Raw genomic sequence first — 17,076 nt, 5'->3', positions numbered from 1 at the left:
GATCAGCGGGATGCGCGGCCGTCGAATGCCAACAACAGGGCCACGCCGAGCAGCAGCACCTGAAATTCCATGCCGCCCAGCGGATGGCCTTCGCTGGCCACGAATGACCAACGTGGCCAATGGGCCAGCGCGATGGCACCGAGCAGCACCGGGACCGCCGCCACCGCAGTCAAACGATTGACCCATGCACGCAGCGGCACACCGGCGATGCCGCCTGCGACTGCACCGATGCCGACCAACACCTCGACGACGCCGACGAACAACGACAGCGCCAGCGGCAGTTCCAGCAATTCGGCAGTCGCCTGGGGCATCAACAACTTCCCTGCGCCATGGCCGGCGAAGGTGATCGCAAAGGGTATCCTGACGAACCATAGGGTATTCATGCGCGACTTCTCCGACGCGGCCTTTGAGGCCGATGCACGATCGATAGACCGTCCGGCCGAACGGTTCATTGCAGGCCGGGGTAACAGCGGGCAACCAATAGCGTGCCGCGGTCATTTTCAATGATCAGCGCGCAAAGGTCTTGTTTTCAAGCGCGCGGGAAGCGTGGCACGCGGACCGCGCCACCGCGGATTTCGGATAGACTTGCAGATGTACGCCGGCCCGCCCTGCGTACAAGCGAGTCAACACCTGCCGACCCGTTGCGGGCTCGGCCAAGGCAGTCAGTCGTTCACCCCCAACAGCTTCCGGAAGTCCGATGGAGCGCATTCGCGAGATTCCCTACAACTACACCTCGTTTTCCGACCGTGAGATCGTCATCCGTTATCTCGGCGAGGACCACTGGCGGCTGATCGAGGACCTGCGCGGGACCCGTCGCACCGGACGTTCGGCCCGCATGTTGTTCGAGGTGCTGGGCGACATGTGGGTGGTGGAGCGTAACCCCTATCTGCAGGACGACCTGATCAACAACGTGGACAGACGGGATGCGCTGGTCCAGGCGCTGAATCACCGACTGACCCAGTTTGAACAGCGACTCAACGACAACGCCGATGCCGCGCGCCTGCTGGAAGCCGCACGCCAGGCGGTGGACCGGTTCGCCAACTGCTTCGGCGAGCGCCAGGCGCTGCGGCAGCGCGTGCGCCGCGCGCTCAACCGGGTCACACGCAGCGACAACATCGACTTCAGCGGCCTGGCACGCGTCTCACACGCGACCGATGCAACCGACTGGCGTGTCGAGATGCCGTTCGTCGTGATCTCACCGGACCGCGAGGACGAGGTCGCCGCGATCGTGCGGGCCTGTATCGACTGCGGCCTCACGCTGATACCGCGAGGTGGCGGCACCGGGTATACCGGTTCGGCGGTACCGCTGGACGCGCATTGCGCCGTGATCAACACCGAAAAACTCGAGTCGTTGAGCCCGGTGCAGATGCTCGAGCTGCCGGGGGTGGCTGGCAGTGTGCCCACGGTGCACACCGGCGCGGGCGTGGTCACCAAGCGGGTCTCCGAACTGGCGACCGCGCACGGCCTGGCGTTCGCGGTCGATCCGACCTCGCAGGATGCCTCGACCATCGGTGGCAACATCGCGATGAATGCCGGCGGCAAAAAGGCGGTATTGTGGGGCACCACGCTCGACAATCTGGTCAGCTGGCGCATGGTCACACCGCAGGCCGACTGGCTTGAGGTCGAGCGGCTGGATCACAACCTGGGCAAGATCCACGAACAGGCGACGGTTCGTTTCCGGATACAGCGCTACGAACCGGATGGCCGGACGCCGCGAGGCCAGGCCAGGGACCTCGAGATGCCCGGCAGCGCCTTCCGCCGCGCAGGGCTGGGCAAGGACGTCACCGACAAGTTTCTTTCCGGCCTGCCCGGCGTACAGAAAGAGGGTTGCGACGGTCTGATCACGTCGGCCCGCTTCGTGCTGCATCGCATGCCCGGCCACGCGCGTACGGTGTGCCTCGAGTTCTTCGGCAACGACCTCGGCACGGCGGTGCCGGCGATCGTCGAGCTGGTGGACTACGTGAAAGGTCTCCCGGACGTGCAGATTGCCGGCCTCGAGCACCTCGACGAACGGTACGTCAAGGCCGTCAACTACGCGACCAAGGCGGCGCGCCGCGATCGTCCGAAGATGGTATTGATCGCCGACCTGGTCGCCGACGACGAATCGGCCGTCGGCGCGGCGGCTGCGGAGGTGGTCCGCCTGGCAAACGCCCGCCAGGCCGAAGGCTTTATCGCGGTCGGTGCCGAGGCACGCAGACGATTCTGGCAGGACCGTGCGCGTACTGCGGCGATCTCGGCCCACACCAACGCATTCAAGATCAACGAAGACGTGGTGATCCCGTTGCAACGGCTGGCCGACTACAGTCGCGGCATCGAACGCATCAACATCGAACAATCGATCAGCAACAAACTCGAGGTGCTTTCCGCGTTCGACCGGCTGCTGACCGGGCGCACGCCGACGCCGGGAGGCGACGAGGCGTCCAGCGACATCGAACGCAACAAGTTTCTGCTGGCGCGAGAACACCTGGCCCAGGTGCAACGTCGTTGGCGAACGCTGTTCGAGAATCTCGATCGCCCGGCGCGCGATTTTGCCGACCCGATGCACGACGGAGTGCTGCTGGAACCCGAAATCGCGCAGATCAGGGAAGGCGACAGCCTGCTCGACCTGTTACTGCGCCGCGACGTGGTGGTCTCGTATCGCATTGAGGTCAAACAACCGCTGCGCGAGATCTTCCAGGGATCGACCCTCGAGGAGCTGCGCAACACGCTGCACGATCTGCACGCCGAGGTGCGGAACGACCGCCTTTTCGTGGCGCTGCATATGCATGCGGGCGACGGCAATGTGCACACGAATATCCCGGTGCACTCACACAACTACCGCATGCTTCACGAGGCCGACCGGATCGTCGATCGGATCATGCAACTGGCGCAGTCACTGGACGGCGTCATCTCCGGCGAGCACGGCATCGGGCTCACCAAGGTGCAGTATCTGGAACAGGCGAAACTCGACCGGTTCGTGGAGTACAAGCATGAGGTCGATCCCGAGCAGTATTTCAACCGCGGCAAGCTGATGCCGGGATCCGGGCTGGCGGGCGCCTACACGCCCTCGCTACGCCTGGTCCAGCAGGAGGCCATCCTGCTCGAAGAGAGTGAACTCGGGGCCCTCAACGACGACGTCAAACACTGCCTGCGTTGCGGCAAGTGCAAGCCGAAGTGCATGACGCACATACCACGTGCGAACCTGTTGTACTCGCCGCGCAACAAGATCCTCGGAACCGGGCTGGTGATCGAGGCCTTCCTGTACGAGGAGCAGACACGCCGCGGCATCTCGGTCGAACACTTCGACGAGATGAACGATATCGCGGACCATTGCACCGTCTGCCACAAGTGTGAGGCACCCTGTCCGGTAGACATCGACTTCGGCGATGTGACGATCCGCATGCGCAAGATTCTCACCGAGCGCGGCAAGAAGCGCTTCAATCCAGGAACCTGGGCGGCGATGAAGTTCCTCAACGCGACCGACCCGAGGACGATCAAGATCCTGCGCAAGGGGATGCTCGAATGGGGTTTCAAGGGATTGACCCTTGCCCACGACCTGGCGCGCCGAAGCAAACTGATCGGCGCCGGCGAACGCACGCCCGGTGCAACCAGTGGCAAACCCAAGGTCACCGAGGTCGCGCTCGAACTGGTCCGTCGACCGATTCGCGTCGAATTGCCGAAACGCTCGTACCGCACCGAACTCGGCCTGGAGGACCGCACCATGGTGCCGATCATCCGGGATCCGGCCAAGGTCGGCGATGAATCCGAGGCCGTGTTCTATTTCCCCGGATGCGGTTCCGAACGCCTGTTTTCCGATGTCGGCCTGGCGACGCTGGCAATGCTTTTCGAGACCGGCGTACAGACGGTGCTGCCACCCGGTTATCTGTGCTGCGGCTACCCCCAGACCTCCGCCGGCCTGCACGCCAAGGGCCAGAAGATCACCACCGACAACCGCGTGCTGTTCCACCGTGTCGCGAACACCCTGAACTACATGGACATCAAGACGGTGATCGTCTCTTGCGGCACCTGCATGGATCAGCTGATGACCTATGAGTTCGGCAAGATCTTCCCTGGTTGCCGGCTTCTGGATATCCACGAGTACCTGATGGAGCGTGGGGTGAAGCTCGATGGTGTCGAGGGCGTCCAGTTCCTGTACCACGACCCCTGCCACACGCCGATCAAGCAATACGACCCGATCAAGGTTGCCGGCACCCTGGTGGGGCAGCCGGTCATGCTCTCCGATCGCTGTTGCGGCGAGGCGGGCACCCTGGGTACCGCACGTCCGGACATCGCCAATCAGCTGCGCTTTCGCAAGGCCGAGGAACTTCACAAGGGCATCCAGGCGCTGACCGGACATGACACTGCAAACGGCCAGGTCAAGTTACTGACCAGTTGCCCGGCGTGCCAGCAGGGCCTCGCGCGCTATGCCGACGAGACGGGCCTCGACACCGACTACATCGTCGTCGAACTCGCCCGCCACCTGCTCGGGGAGCAGTGGCAGGATACCTTCATCGCCAAGGCCAAATCAGGGGGCATAGAGCGGGTGCTGCTGTGAACCGGGCTGTGTGCGCGGGTGTCTGTTCAAGGCTGTCGTCACGCAGCCGATAACCCCCTTGATCAGATTTTCGCCCGGGACAGCCAGCCTGATGTCAGCCGCACTGCAACTCGACGAACTCCTGTACGACTCGCTGGAGTCACTCTCGCTTCCGGATGTCTACATCCGCCTGCGCGAAATAATGGAGTCGGACAATGCCTCGATGGCCGACGCCGCCGAAGTGCTTTCACTCGACCCGGCACTTGCGGCCCGCGTGCTGCGCATGGCCAACAGCGTGTTTTACGGCTACCGGGCCCAGGTCGAGACAGTCAGCCGCGCCGCCAACATTCTCGGCATGCAGAAACTGCACGATCTGGCGCTCGCCGCGGGCGTAACCAAAGCATTCGAGGGCTCGCGCAACGACCTGGTCGACATCGACACCTTCTGGTACCGCAGCGTGCACTGCGGCTTCCTCGCGCAGTCGATCGCCGAAGGGGCCGGCATGCGCGGGGCGGAAAGCCTGTTCGTCCGTGGACTGTTGCACGACATCGGCCACCTGGTGCTGTTCAGCCGTTACCCCGACGAATGCCGCCAGGCGATCGCGCACGCCGACGAGGGTCTGGACGCGCGCCTGTACGAGGAACAGCAGTTGATCGGCGTCGATGCCATGCAGTTCGCCGCCGAACTCAGTCACGTCTGGCAGTTGCCGAAATCGTTCGTCGAAACCTTCAAGTGCCTGATGCGCCCCGAGGAGCTGACCGGACAGCTGGCCCGCGAGGTCGCGGTGTTGCACATTGCGGTGCAATTCAGCCACGGCATCGACTCCGACCTGCTGATCGAAGAGGTCGTGCAGCGTATCCGCCCGCCGGTATGGCGCATCGCCGAGTTGCCTCCCGAGGTCGGCGCCGCGGCACTGGATGCGTCAACGCTGGAGATGGTCGACGCGATGTACCGGATTCTCACGTCGCACGGAAACGCCGACGACTGACCGGGTCACACGCCCGGCCCACCGCGGTCACTCCACCTCCACGGTCAGCACCACACCCTCGACGCCGGTCACCCGCACCCGGCTGCCGGCCGCCGCATCGGCGCCACGCACGCGCCACAGGGTGTCGTCCACCCGCACCTTGCCGAATCCGTTCTCGATCGGCTTCTCGAGTACCAGTACCCGACCGAGGTACTGCTCGCCGCGCCGGTTGAGATTCGGCTGTTCGCTCTCGTCCGGATGGCGCCGCTGCCAGAATCGCCAACCGACGATGCTCACCAGCGACAGGATCGCGAACAACATCAGCTGAAGCTCCCAGCCCATCACCGGGACCAGCCAGGCGAGTACGCCGAGCAGCAGTGCGGAGATCCCCATCCACAGGAAGAAGGTGCCCGGCAGCAGCGTCTCCGCGATGATCAGCACCAGCGCGAGTATCCACCAGTGCCAGAAATCAGGTTGATAGCCTGCGATCATGCCCCGTCTTTCCCCATCGCGCTCTTCGCCAGCTCGGCGACGCCGCCGATAGCCCCGATCACGCCACTGGCCTCGATCGGCATGAAGATCAGTTTCTGGTTCGGTGCCGTGCCGATCGTCTGCAGGGCCTCGACGTACTTCTGCGCGACGAAATAGTTCACCGCCTGCACGTCACCCTGGGCAATGGCCTCGGACACCATCCGGGTCGCCTTGGCCTCGGCCTCGGCCAGGCGTTCGCGTGCCTCGGCCTCGCGGAACGCCGCCTCCTTCTGCCCCTCGGCCTGCAGGATCGCCGCCTGTTTCTCACCGTCGGCCTTCAGTATCTCGGCCTGGCGCTTGCCCTCGGCCTCGAGGATCGCCGCACGCTTGTCACGTTCCGCTTTCATCTGGCGCGCCATCGAATCCACCAGATCGTTCGGCGGGCTGATGTCCTTGATCTCGATGCGGGTGACCTTGACGCCCCAAGGGGTGGTCGCTTCGTCGACCACGGCGAGCAGACGGGCGTTGATCTCGTCGCGTTTGGACAGGAGCTCGTCCAGGTCCATCGAACCCATTACGGTTCGGATATTGGTCATCGTCAGGTTCAGGATCGCGTATTCCAGGTTGCTGACCTCGTACGCCGCCTTCGCCGCATCGAGCACCTGGTAGAACACCACACCATCGACCGAGACCATTGCATTGTCCTTGGTGATGATCTCCTGGGTCGGGACGTCCAACACCTGTTCCATCATGTTCAGCTTGTGGCCGATCTGATCGACCACCGGGACGATCAGGTTGAGGCCGGGACGCAGGCTCCGGGTGAACCGGCCAAAACGCTCCACGGTCCACTCGTTGCCTTGCGGGACCGATTTGACACCCAGGAACAGGATGACGGCCGCGAGGCCGAACAGAAACAGGGTAAAGACACCGAATTCGCTCATTTGCACCAACCCGCAAGGCCACTGGATTGACCGGAGTATACATTTGCCGCGACGCTGGCAGTCACGCCGACCGAAGACCCCGGTCCTGTCCGGCGCCAGGCCGGCCGCCGCATTGAGCGAAACACGTTACAATCTCGCCGAGCGCCACCCACGCGACCCATCACCATGCATCGCAAGAACGACAATGCGCCCTCGCGCAACCGACCGGAGACCCACCAGCGCGGCCTCGACAAGGTCAGCCGTATTCCGGTCAAGATCGAACCGAGTGTAGAGTTGCCGCGCAAGCCGACCTGGATTCGGGCCAGGGCGCCCTCCGGCCCGGGTGTCACACGAATCAAACGTATTCTGCGCGACCGACAACTGAGCTCGGTGTGCGAAGAGGCGAACTGTCCAAACCTCGGCGAATGCTTCAGCCACGGTACGGCCACGTTCATGATCATGGGTGACATCTGCACCCGCCGATGCCCGTTTTGCGATGTCGCGCATGGCCGTCCGCAGCCGCTGGACGCCGGCGAGCCACGCCAACTCGCCGAGGCCATCGCCGAGATGGGCTTGCGTTACGTGGTGATCACTTCGGTCGACCGTGACGACCTGCGCGACGGCGGAGCCGCGCATTTCGCGGCCTGTATCGATGCGGTCCGCAACCAGAACCCGAACACGCTGGTCGAGGTATTGGTACCGGATTTCCGCGGACGGATGGACGTCGCGCTCGAGGCGTTACAGGCGCACCCACCGGACGTGTTCAATCACAACCTCGAAACGGTACCGCGCCTGTATCGCGAGGCCCGCCCCGGTTCGGATTACCAGGGGTCACTCACGCTGCTGCAACGCTTCAAGGACCGGCACCCGCAGGTCCCGACCAAGTCCGGCATCATGCTGGGGCTCGGCGAAGCGATCACCGAAGTGCACCAGGTCATGCGCGACCTGCGCGATCACGGTTGCGAAATGTTGACCCTCGGCCAATATCTCCAACCCAGCCGTGCGCACATCCCGGTGCAGCGCTTCGTCGAGCCGGACGAATTCGAGGCGCTCCGCAGGATGGGTGAAGATCTGGGTTTCGCGAATGTCGCGAGCGGGCCGATGGTGCGCTCCTCATACCACGCCGACCTGCAGGCGAACCCGGTACTGGACGATTAGTGGACCTCGACGTCACTACCCGCAGTCTGTTGAAACTGGTGCTGTTGCCGCCCGGCAGTATCATTCTGGTGCTGTTGATCGGCTGGTTGTTCGCGCGCCATTTCATCGGCCGCCTGCTGATCCTGCTGGCAACGCTGTGCCTGTATGCGTTGTCGACTTCGACTGGGCTGTACTACCTCGCGACACTCGCCGAGACGGTTCCACCGCCCACCGCCGAGCAGATTCGCGCCAGTAACGCCGACGCGATCCTGGTTTTGCTGGCCGACGCGCGCTCCAACAATCCGGAGCTCGGGGGTGCCGCCGCACTGTCCAACCTCAGCCTCGCACGCATAGACCACGCGCTCGCCTTGCACCGCATGACCGGGCTACCGATCGCCCTGAGCGGGGGCAGTGTCATTGAAGCGACACCGCCGCTGGCAGTGCTCGGCGCTGACTGGCTCAAGGATCGCGCCGGTATCGATGCACTCGTACTGGAAACCAGCAGTCGCGACACCTGGGAGAATCTGCGCAACAGTACCGAACTGTTGCACGCAAAAGGCGTTCGGCGCGTGCTATTGGTTACCCACGCCTATCACATGCCGCGTGCGCTGTTGAGTGCTCAGGCAGCGGGAATCGATGCGATCCCTGCGCCATTCGCCTACGAGCACACGCCGACGCACACGGAAAAGGATTCGGACCTGGAATCCTGGCTTCAGACCTGGCTGCCGCATCCCGGGTACCTTCGCAACAGTTACCTGATGCTTCACGAACTGGCCGGGGTATTCTGGTACCGCATGCGACTGCGATAGGCGATCGCGGCCGAACCCGGCAATGCGGCATTTCGCCGATTCGACGGACGACGCAGTGCCCTGCCGTCGAATCACATTGTGTATACAAAACCGTAATCTCGGCTAGACTCGCCAAAAAGTGTCACGCATCTGTCATCCGGCGGGACACCGCGGATGGCGATGCACGGGGGCGGGATTGTCGTACCGGTTGGCGCACTGGATCGGAATCGGAATTTGCTGCGCACTGTCAGGTCAAGCGCTTCCTGCAGGTTCGACGACGCCCTTCCCCGTCGAGCTCCGGATCGAAAGGCTGTTGCACGAACTCGACCCGGCGAACCTGGTTCGCAGCGGGGAGGGCGAATACGTGGCGGCCCCGAACGGCCTGCAGATCGTCGGTTGCGACCAGTATCCGGACCATGGCAACACAAAACCGGAAGCCGGTAGCCAATGGCTGCTGACCGACTTGCGCGCAGGGCTCGATACCGGCCTGCAGTGCCTGAGCGGCCTGGGGCCGATGGGTCGACTCCATCCCTATCATGAATACCAGGCACATCGCCTGATGCGGCTGTTCGAGGATCGAGAACCGAAGACATTGCGATGCGTCAAAGACGCGATGTTCGCGACTGCGGTCGCGACCAGCCCCAAAGGCGTGGCGACCGACGACCCCCTGTACCGTGTTCTGCGCCAGGTCGGGCACCCCGGCATAGTGATCGACACCTACCGGGTGGCCGGCATCCTGAGCAGGCAATACGATGATCAGACCTACCGCGACTTCTTCCATCTCGCCGAGGCCCAGATCATCGAACACCGATATGGGCAGCCATTGCGTCCCGCGAACCTGCACCGCTACGAAGACCGCGCGTCGTTGTTGTTCCATGAAACCGTGCATTGGCTCGGCCACGAACACAGTGCGATCTACCCGGACGTGACCTCCCTGTACGAAGCCTGCTGCTTCGGCGGCAGCGACTACATCACCGATCCGGCCATCAACCGCGCGCACGCAGAGACCGCATGCGCGATCCTCAAAGACGACGCGCTGTGGAGCAATGCCTACCACCCCTACAGGCAGATGCGAATATGGCACTTGAAAGGATACGATCGTTTCAAGGCCCGGATGCGTGCCGACTTCGATCCCTAGCCGTCTCAGGGTTCCGGGAAATTCAGGCACGCCGCTTGACCCCTATCAAGCGGACGAAGGGCGCCAAACCGGCATTGATGTGACAATTTTGGTTCTTTCCAATATCAATCGGTCCGGGTAACCGGGGCAAATCCCGTAAGACGCTTATGGAACTCCAGATTATCTCGCAGACTGAAAACGCCAGCCGCTTTGCCTGGCTGGCAGCGTTTCGCATCGGCGTCGCCGCCATGCGGTATCCCACATTCTGCGAAAACACGCTTGCGTGACGGGCTTTACGGTGCCACAGCGGCTTGTCACAACGGTTGTTTTGCTCACTCTGCTGGCCTGCCTTGGCTCGGCAACCGCCATCGACCTCAATCCGCGCCGACATATTCTGATCGTCGGTTCTTCCACCGCTTACCCGATCATCGCGGCAGCCGCGGAGTTCGTCGGCCGACGCGACAAACTCACGACACCGGTCGTCGAATCGACCGGGACCGGCGGAGGCTTCAAGTTCTTCTGCGGCGGCATCGGCCCCAGCTACCCGGACCTCGAGATGGCGTCACGGCCGATGAAGGGCGAAGAGCGCGCAGCCTGCAGCAAGAACGGCATCGACGACATCCGCGAGATCAAGATTGGCTACGACGGTATCGTGGTAGCGAATATGAAAGGTGCGCCGAAGTTCGTGCTGACGTCACATGCCTTGTACCTGGCGCTGGCCCGCGAGGTGCCTTCCCCCGGTGATGCACAACAGCCGATCGAGAATCCTTACCAGAATTGGAATGACATAGACCCGTCATTGCCAGACCTGCCGATTCGCGTGCTCGGTCCACCACCAACATCGGGTACCCGGGACATCCTCGTAGAGCGGCTGATGCAGCGGGCCTGCCTCGACCAGGCCTCTCTGCGCGAGCTCCAGGCATCTGATCCAGACGCGTTCAAACAGCGTTGTTACGCGCTGCGCGAAGATGGCGCCTTCATCAACGCCGGTGAAAACGATGCGCGCCTGGTACGCAAACTGCTCGTTGATCCCGGCGCACTGGGCATCTTCGGATTCAACTTCCTCGATCGCAACCACGATCGCCTGCAAGGCGCCTCGATCAACGGGATCGATCCCACATTCGAGTCGATCGAGTCCGGTACCTATCCGTTGAGCCGACCACTCTTTTTATACGTCAAGCAGCAGCACCAGGCCTTCATCGAGGGCCTCGAATTGTTTGTCGATGCAGTCACTTCCACTCGGCTTTCCGGCAAACAGGGCTATCTGATCGAGCACGGCCTTATTCCAATTCCAGAGAAACAACGAAAGACCGGCGATCCAATGGAGAAATCGTCAGGCGGCACGTGAGCGTAGGCGGCGCCAGGTCTCCTGCAGTATCCGGGCGTCTCCACTCGCGCGATGGCGCATCATGCCGAGTTCGCCCGCCACGTCCCGTTTTGTCGCGCCCCATTGCCGCTGTTGCTCCTCGTCCATCAACTCGGCTAGGTCCGCGATGCGGAACGATTGGCGCAGGTTCGCGACGTCATACAGTTTTCCCAGCCACGACATGTCGAACGACCACGCATCGGAGTACGCCGTCTTATTGTGCAACAGCTCGTTCAGTCGCCACGCGACGTCCTGGATGGGTCGGCCGTATGTCAGCAGCGTTTCACGACTGATGCCGTGAACCTCTTCGGCGGCAGCGTCCCAGTGTTTCCAACTGCGCGCCGGATAGATCAGATAGCAATGGCGCGTACCATCGGCCAGCGCCAGCCCGACTTCGATCGGGTAACTACCCTTGCCGAATCCGGAAGCCTCTATGTCTATGATGATCGGATTCATCGGATACCCCGTTGCACGTGCGCCCAGCTGGTCCGAATGTCTCGGCAGGGCACGCGCAACCTTGATCGTCAGCCCGCATCCGTGAGGTGGTCGTTATACCGTTCCATCAGATAACAAAGACAGTCTTGCCGAATGACGGCCGAATCACAGGTCAGCATCGAGGGCATCACCGGCACTTGCGTGACCAGGCGTCCGTCCTCCACGGCGAAATAGCGTTCCGAGACCGGCCGATCCTGCTCATCGCGCACGTCCAATGGCTGAAGCAGCGAGCTGTCGCAATCTGCGAAGGGCGTACCGACAGGCAGTTCGCGAAAATTCATCGCGTCCAGATTGCGTGAAAACCGGATCGTCGCGTCTTCGCTTTCGAACGTGAAATCCCGCTCCGGCGGCACCCGGACCACCGCCACTGTGTGGTACAGGTCGATGTCGTGGCTGGGTACCGCGTGGCGCGGAATCTCCGCAAGCTGGAGACAGGCACGAATGTAATCCGCGGCGTGCTCGACCCCGTGTTCCTGCCCCACCTTACCGCACTCCAGCGTAACCGAGGGTGCCAGTGCCGCCATCGCCATCGAAGCGACTCCTCGCGGGCGCACGAAGTAAACGACGGTCCTTCCGAACAATGCCGCGAGGTGTAGCGACTGGTGCTCAAGCACGTTCACGCAGGCGTAGTGCGGATTCAATCCCGTGTTGTTGTGTACGTCCACTGCAGCGAAGATCTCGCGGTCCGCCATGCGGTCCATCACCTGGCGCATCAGCACGTGTTCCGGTGTTCCATGCGTATCGCAACCCGGCCAGACGCGGTTGTAGTCCGGCTGACCCGGAAGGTGCCGCAGGCACTGCTCGGCGGCGGCGGTATTGCCTACGAACAGGCTGAGCGAACGCGGCAGATCATATCGGTCGCCGACCAGGCAGCCGCGCAATACCTGCCGAATGGCATCCCAACCCGCCGTCTCGTTGCCATGCATCAACACCGATACGAACAACGGGGGCTCACGCCTCCCCTGCAGATGAAACAGTGTGGGACCACCCAGGACCGCGTGCAGATCGCGGGCTCCGGTCTCGAGCAACGACAGTGGCAGATCGTCCCGTTCGCGCAACAACTCGTTCAATTCAGACTCCACTCGTGAACCGGCATATCGCCGGACTGCATCTGTGAATAGGCATCCACCAGCGCCTCGAAATCACGCCCATGTCGTACCACCCAGGCATCCTGCCAATCCGCGCCCGTGGCGCGACGTGCGACACGCTGTCTTACGACATCCAACCAACGCGTACTCTCCTCGCTCGACAGCCCCGCTTCCTGCAACCCACGCTGCGCGCCGTCCAGCAGCGTGTCTGTCAGCAGATCGGAAAGACGGCGCGGCGCCCCATCCAGCCAGCGTATCTGCGCCGCCAGGCCATACCGGGCAGCCGCATAGAAATTTTCCTTAGCCTGCGCAAAGGGCAGCAGCGCTTCCAGTGGCTCGCCGGAACGCATCAACATCTCGAACAACCCGAGAAACGCGGCGGTGTTGGCGATCACGTCGCGCGGCGTCGGACCCGCTGCGATCACCCGGTGCTCGATCCTGATGTGCGCCCGGCCTTCTTCATCGAAGCCGACCAGCGGCCGATTCCAGCGCCACACGGTGCCATTATGCAGACGCAGGTGCGCCAGTTGTTCCACCGGCGCGTCGATCAGATCCGGAAGGATTACCGGATATCGGTCCCGATTCGCCTCGAAGCATTCCATGATGCTGTCGTGGGCATAGCGCACGCCGAAGGTAACGCGTTTGCTGTAGTCGCTGGCACCGACCGACACCGCCTGTTCGAACAATGGAATGCGGGTTTCATGCCACAGCCGGCGACCGAACAGAAAAGGTGAATTGGCTCCCATACCGACGCTGATCGCCGACAGCATCTTGCAGACGTTGAAGGCATGCGCCGCCTCGGCGGCGTCGACCTGTACGTGGATCTGCAGCGAGGTCGTGGCGGCCTCCAGCATGACGTCTTCGTGGCGATGCTCGAGCCGCTCTTCACCGTCGATATCGAGCAGGATCGGCGTCCCGCGACGTAGCCGGAAGATCTGGTCATTGATCGCCCGGTAGCGTTGTAGCGGCGACATGTTGTCGAGCGACAGGTCCCGGCTGCGAACCGTTGGCAGTATCCCGATCAGCACTGGCCGCAGCGCGAGGTCATGCGCAGCGCCCTGGCAACGCCGCCAACGATCGAGCAAAGCAGCGTGCATGCCATCCAGGGCCCCCGGTACCAGATCACTCGGATCGGAGTTGATCTCGAAATTGAACCGAGCCAGTTCGGACACGACGTAGGGATCGTCCAGGGCGGCGAGGAATTCCTGGTTGCGTGGCGCCGGATTGGAGTGGCCGTCGATGAGCCAACCCTCGACCTCGAACCCGAAGCGCCTTCCGGTCGAGCGCAACCCGCCGCCCGCCAGCCATTCGCCGAGCAGCCGGGTCTCTTCCCCGAGGCGGTGCCGAAACTCGGCAAACGCCGCCTCGTCGAACCTGCTGTCGGAGATCTCCTGGCCCATCCGGTTAGGTTACTCGGATTGGCGCAACAACGTCTGCTCGATCTCGGCCAGGCGCTCTGGCGTTCCAACGTCAACCCACTCGCCGCGGTGATGCACACCGCCGACCCGCCCGATGCGCATGGCCTCGCGCAGCAACGGGGCCAACGGAAAGGCACCGGCCGCGTGGCCCGCAAACAGGTCGCGGTGATAGACCCCGACACCACTGAACGTCAGCCGTGGCTCACCCTCGGCGACCACCCTGCCTCCGGCGAGCCGGAAGTCGCCCTCAGGATGGTGGGGCGGGTTGTCCACCAGTACCAGCTGTGCCAGGTCACCGCGCGACAGGCGCACCTCGCGGGGCTCGATATCGCTCCAGACGTCGCCGTTGACCACGAGAAAGGATTCCGCATCGATCAGCGGCAGGGCATGCAGAATGCCTCCGCCGGTCTCGAGGGCGCGGCCCTCGGCCGAGTAACGAATCTGCACCCCCCATGCGTCACCGTCGCCGAGCACCGCCTCGATCTGCTCACCGAGGTGTGCATGATTGATCACCAGGTTGCGGATGCCGGCACGCGCCAGGCGCTCGATCAGCCAGACGATCAGGGGCTTCCCCGCGAGAGGCAGGAGTGGCTTGGGTATCCGGTCGGTGAGCGGGCGCATGCGCTCGCCGCGCCCGGCGGCGAGGATCATCGCGCAGTCCACGGATGGATCGACGTTCGCTGTCATTGCTCAGGCACGACCGGGGAGCAACCCGGAAGCTTACGTCGGCGGGGCAGGTCCTGCGAAAGCCGGGCCTGTGAAGAAATCAGGCGGCCTATGCCGACAGCACTGCTGAACACGCGCGCAGCCGGCAATCAACAGGCGCGGACCCGGTCAGGCCTTCGACTTCATCGCGTCGAAGAATTCCTGATTGGTCTTGGTCGCCTTGAGCTTGTCGTACAGGAACTCCATCGCCGCGAGCTCATCCATTGGATGCAGGATCTTTCGCAGGATCCACATCTTCTGCAGTTCATTCTCCGGCATCAGCAGCTCTTCGCGCCGTGTGCCCGAGCGATTGATGTTGATCGCCGGGAAGATGCGCTTCTCGGCTATGCGGCGGTCCAGATGCACCTCCATGTTACCGGTGCCCTTGAATTCCTCGTAGATCACATCGTCCATCCGCGAGCCCGTCTCGACCAGCGCGGTGGCGATGATGGTCAGCGAACCGCCTTCCTCGACATTGCGTGCCGCGCCGAAGAAACGTTTCGGCTTCTGAAGCGCATTGGCGTCGACACCGCCGGTCAACACTTTGCCCGAAGACGGGATCACGGTGTTGTACGCACGCGCCAGGCGGGTGATGGAGTCGAGCAGGATCACGACGTCCTTCTTGTGTTCGACCAGGCGCTTTGCCTTTTCGATCACCATCTCGGCGACCTGCACGTGGCGTGCGGCCGGCTCGTCGAAGGTCGACGAGATCACCTCGGCGCGCACCGAGCGCTTCATCTCGGTGACCTCCTCGGGGCGCTCGTCGATCAGCAGCACGATCAGGTAGCACTCGGGATGATTGGTCGCAATCGACTGCGCGATATTCTGCATCAGCATCGTCTTGCCGGCCTTCGGTGGCGAGACGATCAGACCGCGCTGGCCCTTGCCGATCGGCGCGACCAGCTCGATCGTACGCGCCGTGATGTCCTCGGTACTGCCGTTGCCTATCTCCAGATGGAATTTCTTGTTGGCAAACAGCGGCGTGAAATTCTCGAAGAGAATCTTGTTCTTCGCGTTCTCGGGCTTGTCGAAGTTGATCTCATCGACCTTGAGCATCGCGAAATAACGCTCATTGTCTTTCGGCGGCCGGATCTTGCCGGAGATGGTGTCCCCGGTGCGCAGGCTGAAACGCCGGATCTGGCTTGGCGAAACGTAGATATCGTCCGGACCCGCCAGGTAGGAGGAATCGTCCGAGCGCAGAAAACCGAAGCCGTCGGAGAGGATCTCCAGCACGCCGTCACCGTAGATGTCCTCGCCCTTTTTTGCGTGCGCCTTGAGGATCGCGAAGATCAGGTCTTGTTTGCGCGAACGGGCGACACCCTCGATATTCATGGACTGCGCGAGCTCGTTCAGCTCGGGCACAGGCATTTTCTTCAATTCGGTAAGATTCATTTCCAGCCTTGGGGAAGACGTTGTTTCAGTCGGATTCGATTGGGGGAAGGGCGCGGGAACGCCCGCTTTATTCTGGGAATTCAATGGGAAGAACGACCCCGAAAGGGGTCAGCGAGAATTTTAGCACGCGATTTTCGTGCGTCCAGCACCATCGAACGCGGCGCCGCGCGCCGCGCGGTCACCTTCAGAGGTTGCTGTCGATGAAGGCCGTCAGCTGGGATTTGGACACCGCACCGACCTTGGTTGCCTCGACCTCGCCGTCCTTGAACAGCATCAAGGTCGGAATCCCGCGGATGCCGTAACGCGGCGGGGTGTTCGGATTGTCGTCTATGTTCAGCTTGGCGATTTTGACCCGCCCTTCGTATTCGGCGGCGATCTCGTCCAGCACCGGCGCAATCATCTTGCACGGTCCGCACCATTCTGCCCAGTAGTCGACCAGCACCGGCTCCGCCGACTGCAGCACTTCGCTCTCGAAAGAGTCGTCCGATACATGAACGATCTTGTCACTCACTGACTGTCTCCAGATAGTTTCGGAATTCAGAAACAGGCGCCCTGGGGGGCAGCCCGTTGGGCGGAGAGGAATCCGCCTCATGCGACAACAGGCCGGAAACCGTCGCGCAGATACCGGCATTTGAGCCGATCAGTCTACTTAATTCAAGCCCTTAGCGATCCACCGACCAGATTTCGGGTATGCTTGCC

Annotated in this window: 15 protein-coding genes; 6 read left to right on the top strand and 9 right to left on the bottom strand. The window is 62.6% G+C overall.

All coding sequences use genetic code 11. From position 1 onward, the window contains the following. Window positions 1–2: 2 nt before the first annotated feature. Complete coding sequence (locus tag H6955_17295; protein ID MCP5315317.1) at window positions 3–383, bottom strand: hypothetical protein; 381 nt, start codon at window positions 381–383, stop codon at window positions 3–5. A 314-nt stretch (window positions 384–697) separates the two neighbouring features. Here H6955_17295 and H6955_17290 point away from each other — a divergent pair, with 314 nt between their 5' ends. Further along, entirely contained in the window at window positions 698–4,534 is a 3,837-nt protein-coding gene (locus H6955_17290) for a DUF3683 domain-containing protein (GenBank protein ID MCP5315316.1), read from the top strand. 91 nt (window positions 4,535–4,625) lie between these two features. Then, entirely contained in the window at window positions 4,626–5,501 is an 876-nt protein-coding gene (locus H6955_17285; GenBank protein MCP5315315.1) for an HDOD domain-containing protein, read from the top strand. Window positions 5,502–5,528: 27 nt separating this feature from the next. On the opposite strand, the gene H6955_17280 is transcribed toward H6955_17285, so the two are convergent. Both H6955_17280 and H6955_17275 read right to left on the bottom strand, forming a co-directional pair. Continuing rightward, on the bottom strand, window positions 5,529–5,972 hold the full coding sequence (locus H6955_17280) for an NfeD family protein (GenBank protein MCP5315314.1): 444 nt from the start codon (window positions 5,970–5,972) through the stop codon (window positions 5,529–5,531). Continuing rightward, complete coding sequence (locus H6955_17275) at window positions 5,969–6,892, bottom strand: SPFH/Band 7/PHB domain protein (protein MCP5315313.1); 924 nt, start codon at window positions 6,890–6,892, stop codon at window positions 5,969–5,971. Before H6955_17275 ends, H6955_17280 begins: the two co-directional genes overlap by 4 nt. 165 nt (window positions 6,893–7,057) lie before the next feature. Here H6955_17275 and lipA point away from each other — a divergent pair, with 165 nt between their 5' ends. From lipA to H6955_17255, 4 genes are all read left to right on the top strand, one after another. After that, entirely contained in the window at window positions 7,058–8,029 is a 972-nt protein-coding gene (lipA, locus tag H6955_17270) for a lipoyl synthase (protein ID MCP5315312.1), read from the top strand. Beyond that, on the top strand, window positions 8,029–8,817 hold the full coding sequence (locus H6955_17265; GenBank protein MCP5315311.1) for a YdcF family protein: 789 nt from the start codon (window positions 8,029–8,031) through the stop codon (window positions 8,815–8,817). The genes lipA and H6955_17265 overlap by 1 nt, the downstream gene beginning before the upstream one ends. Before the next feature lie 292 nt (window positions 8,818–9,109). Continuing rightward, a complete protein-coding gene (locus H6955_17260) occupies window positions 9,110–9,934 on the top strand; it encodes a hypothetical protein (GenBank protein MCP5315310.1) in 825 nt (274 codons plus the stop codon). 307 nt (window positions 9,935–10,241) lie between these two features. Next, window positions 10,242–11,261, top strand: a complete 1,020-nt coding sequence (locus H6955_17255) for a substrate-binding domain-containing protein (protein ID MCP5315309.1) — start codon at window positions 10,242–10,244, stop codon at window positions 11,259–11,261. Here H6955_17255 and H6955_17250 read toward each other — a convergent pair. The 6 genes from H6955_17250 to trxA form a co-directional block, all read right to left on the bottom strand. After that, a complete protein-coding gene (locus H6955_17250) occupies window positions 11,247–11,735 on the bottom strand; it encodes a hypothetical protein (protein ID MCP5315308.1) in 489 nt (162 codons plus the stop codon). The two genes, H6955_17255 and H6955_17250, sit on opposite strands and share 15 nt — an antisense overlap. Before the next feature lie 68 nt (window positions 11,736–11,803). After that, entirely contained in the window at window positions 11,804–12,835 is a 1,032-nt protein-coding gene (locus tag H6955_17245; protein MCP5315307.1) for a succinylglutamate desuccinylase/aspartoacylase family protein, read from the bottom strand. A gap of 5 nt (window positions 12,836–12,840) precedes the next feature. Beyond that, complete coding sequence (locus tag H6955_17240; GenBank protein MCP5315306.1) at window positions 12,841–14,262, bottom strand: glutamate--cysteine ligase; 1,422 nt, start codon at window positions 14,260–14,262, stop codon at window positions 12,841–12,843. Window positions 14,263–14,271: 9 nt separating this feature from the next. Further along, window positions 14,272–14,931 carry a nucleotidyltransferase family protein gene (locus H6955_17235; GenBank protein MCP5315305.1) on the bottom strand — a complete coding sequence of 220 codons (660 nt, stop codon included), beginning with the start codon at window positions 14,929–14,931 and terminating at the stop codon, window positions 14,272–14,274. A gap of 183 nt (window positions 14,932–15,114) precedes the next feature. Next, window positions 15,115–16,377, bottom strand: a complete 1,263-nt coding sequence (gene rho / locus H6955_17230; protein MCP5315304.1) for a transcription termination factor Rho — start codon at window positions 16,375–16,377, stop codon at window positions 15,115–15,117. A gap of 184 nt (window positions 16,378–16,561) precedes the next feature. Next, window positions 16,562–16,888: a thioredoxin TrxA gene (trxA, locus tag H6955_17225; protein ID MCP5315303.1), complete on the bottom strand. Its 327-nt coding sequence runs from the start codon at window positions 16,886–16,888 to the stop codon at window positions 16,562–16,564. Between the last annotated feature and the right edge of the window lie 188 nt (window positions 16,889–17,076).

This window comes from Chromatiaceae bacterium (assembly GCA_024235395.1).
GTDB lineage: Bacteria > Pseudomonadota > Gammaproteobacteria > Chromatiales > Chromatiaceae > Thiosocius.
The sequence above is the reverse complement of the archived record's forward strand: the minus strand, read 5'-3'. Positions and strand labels throughout refer to the sequence as shown.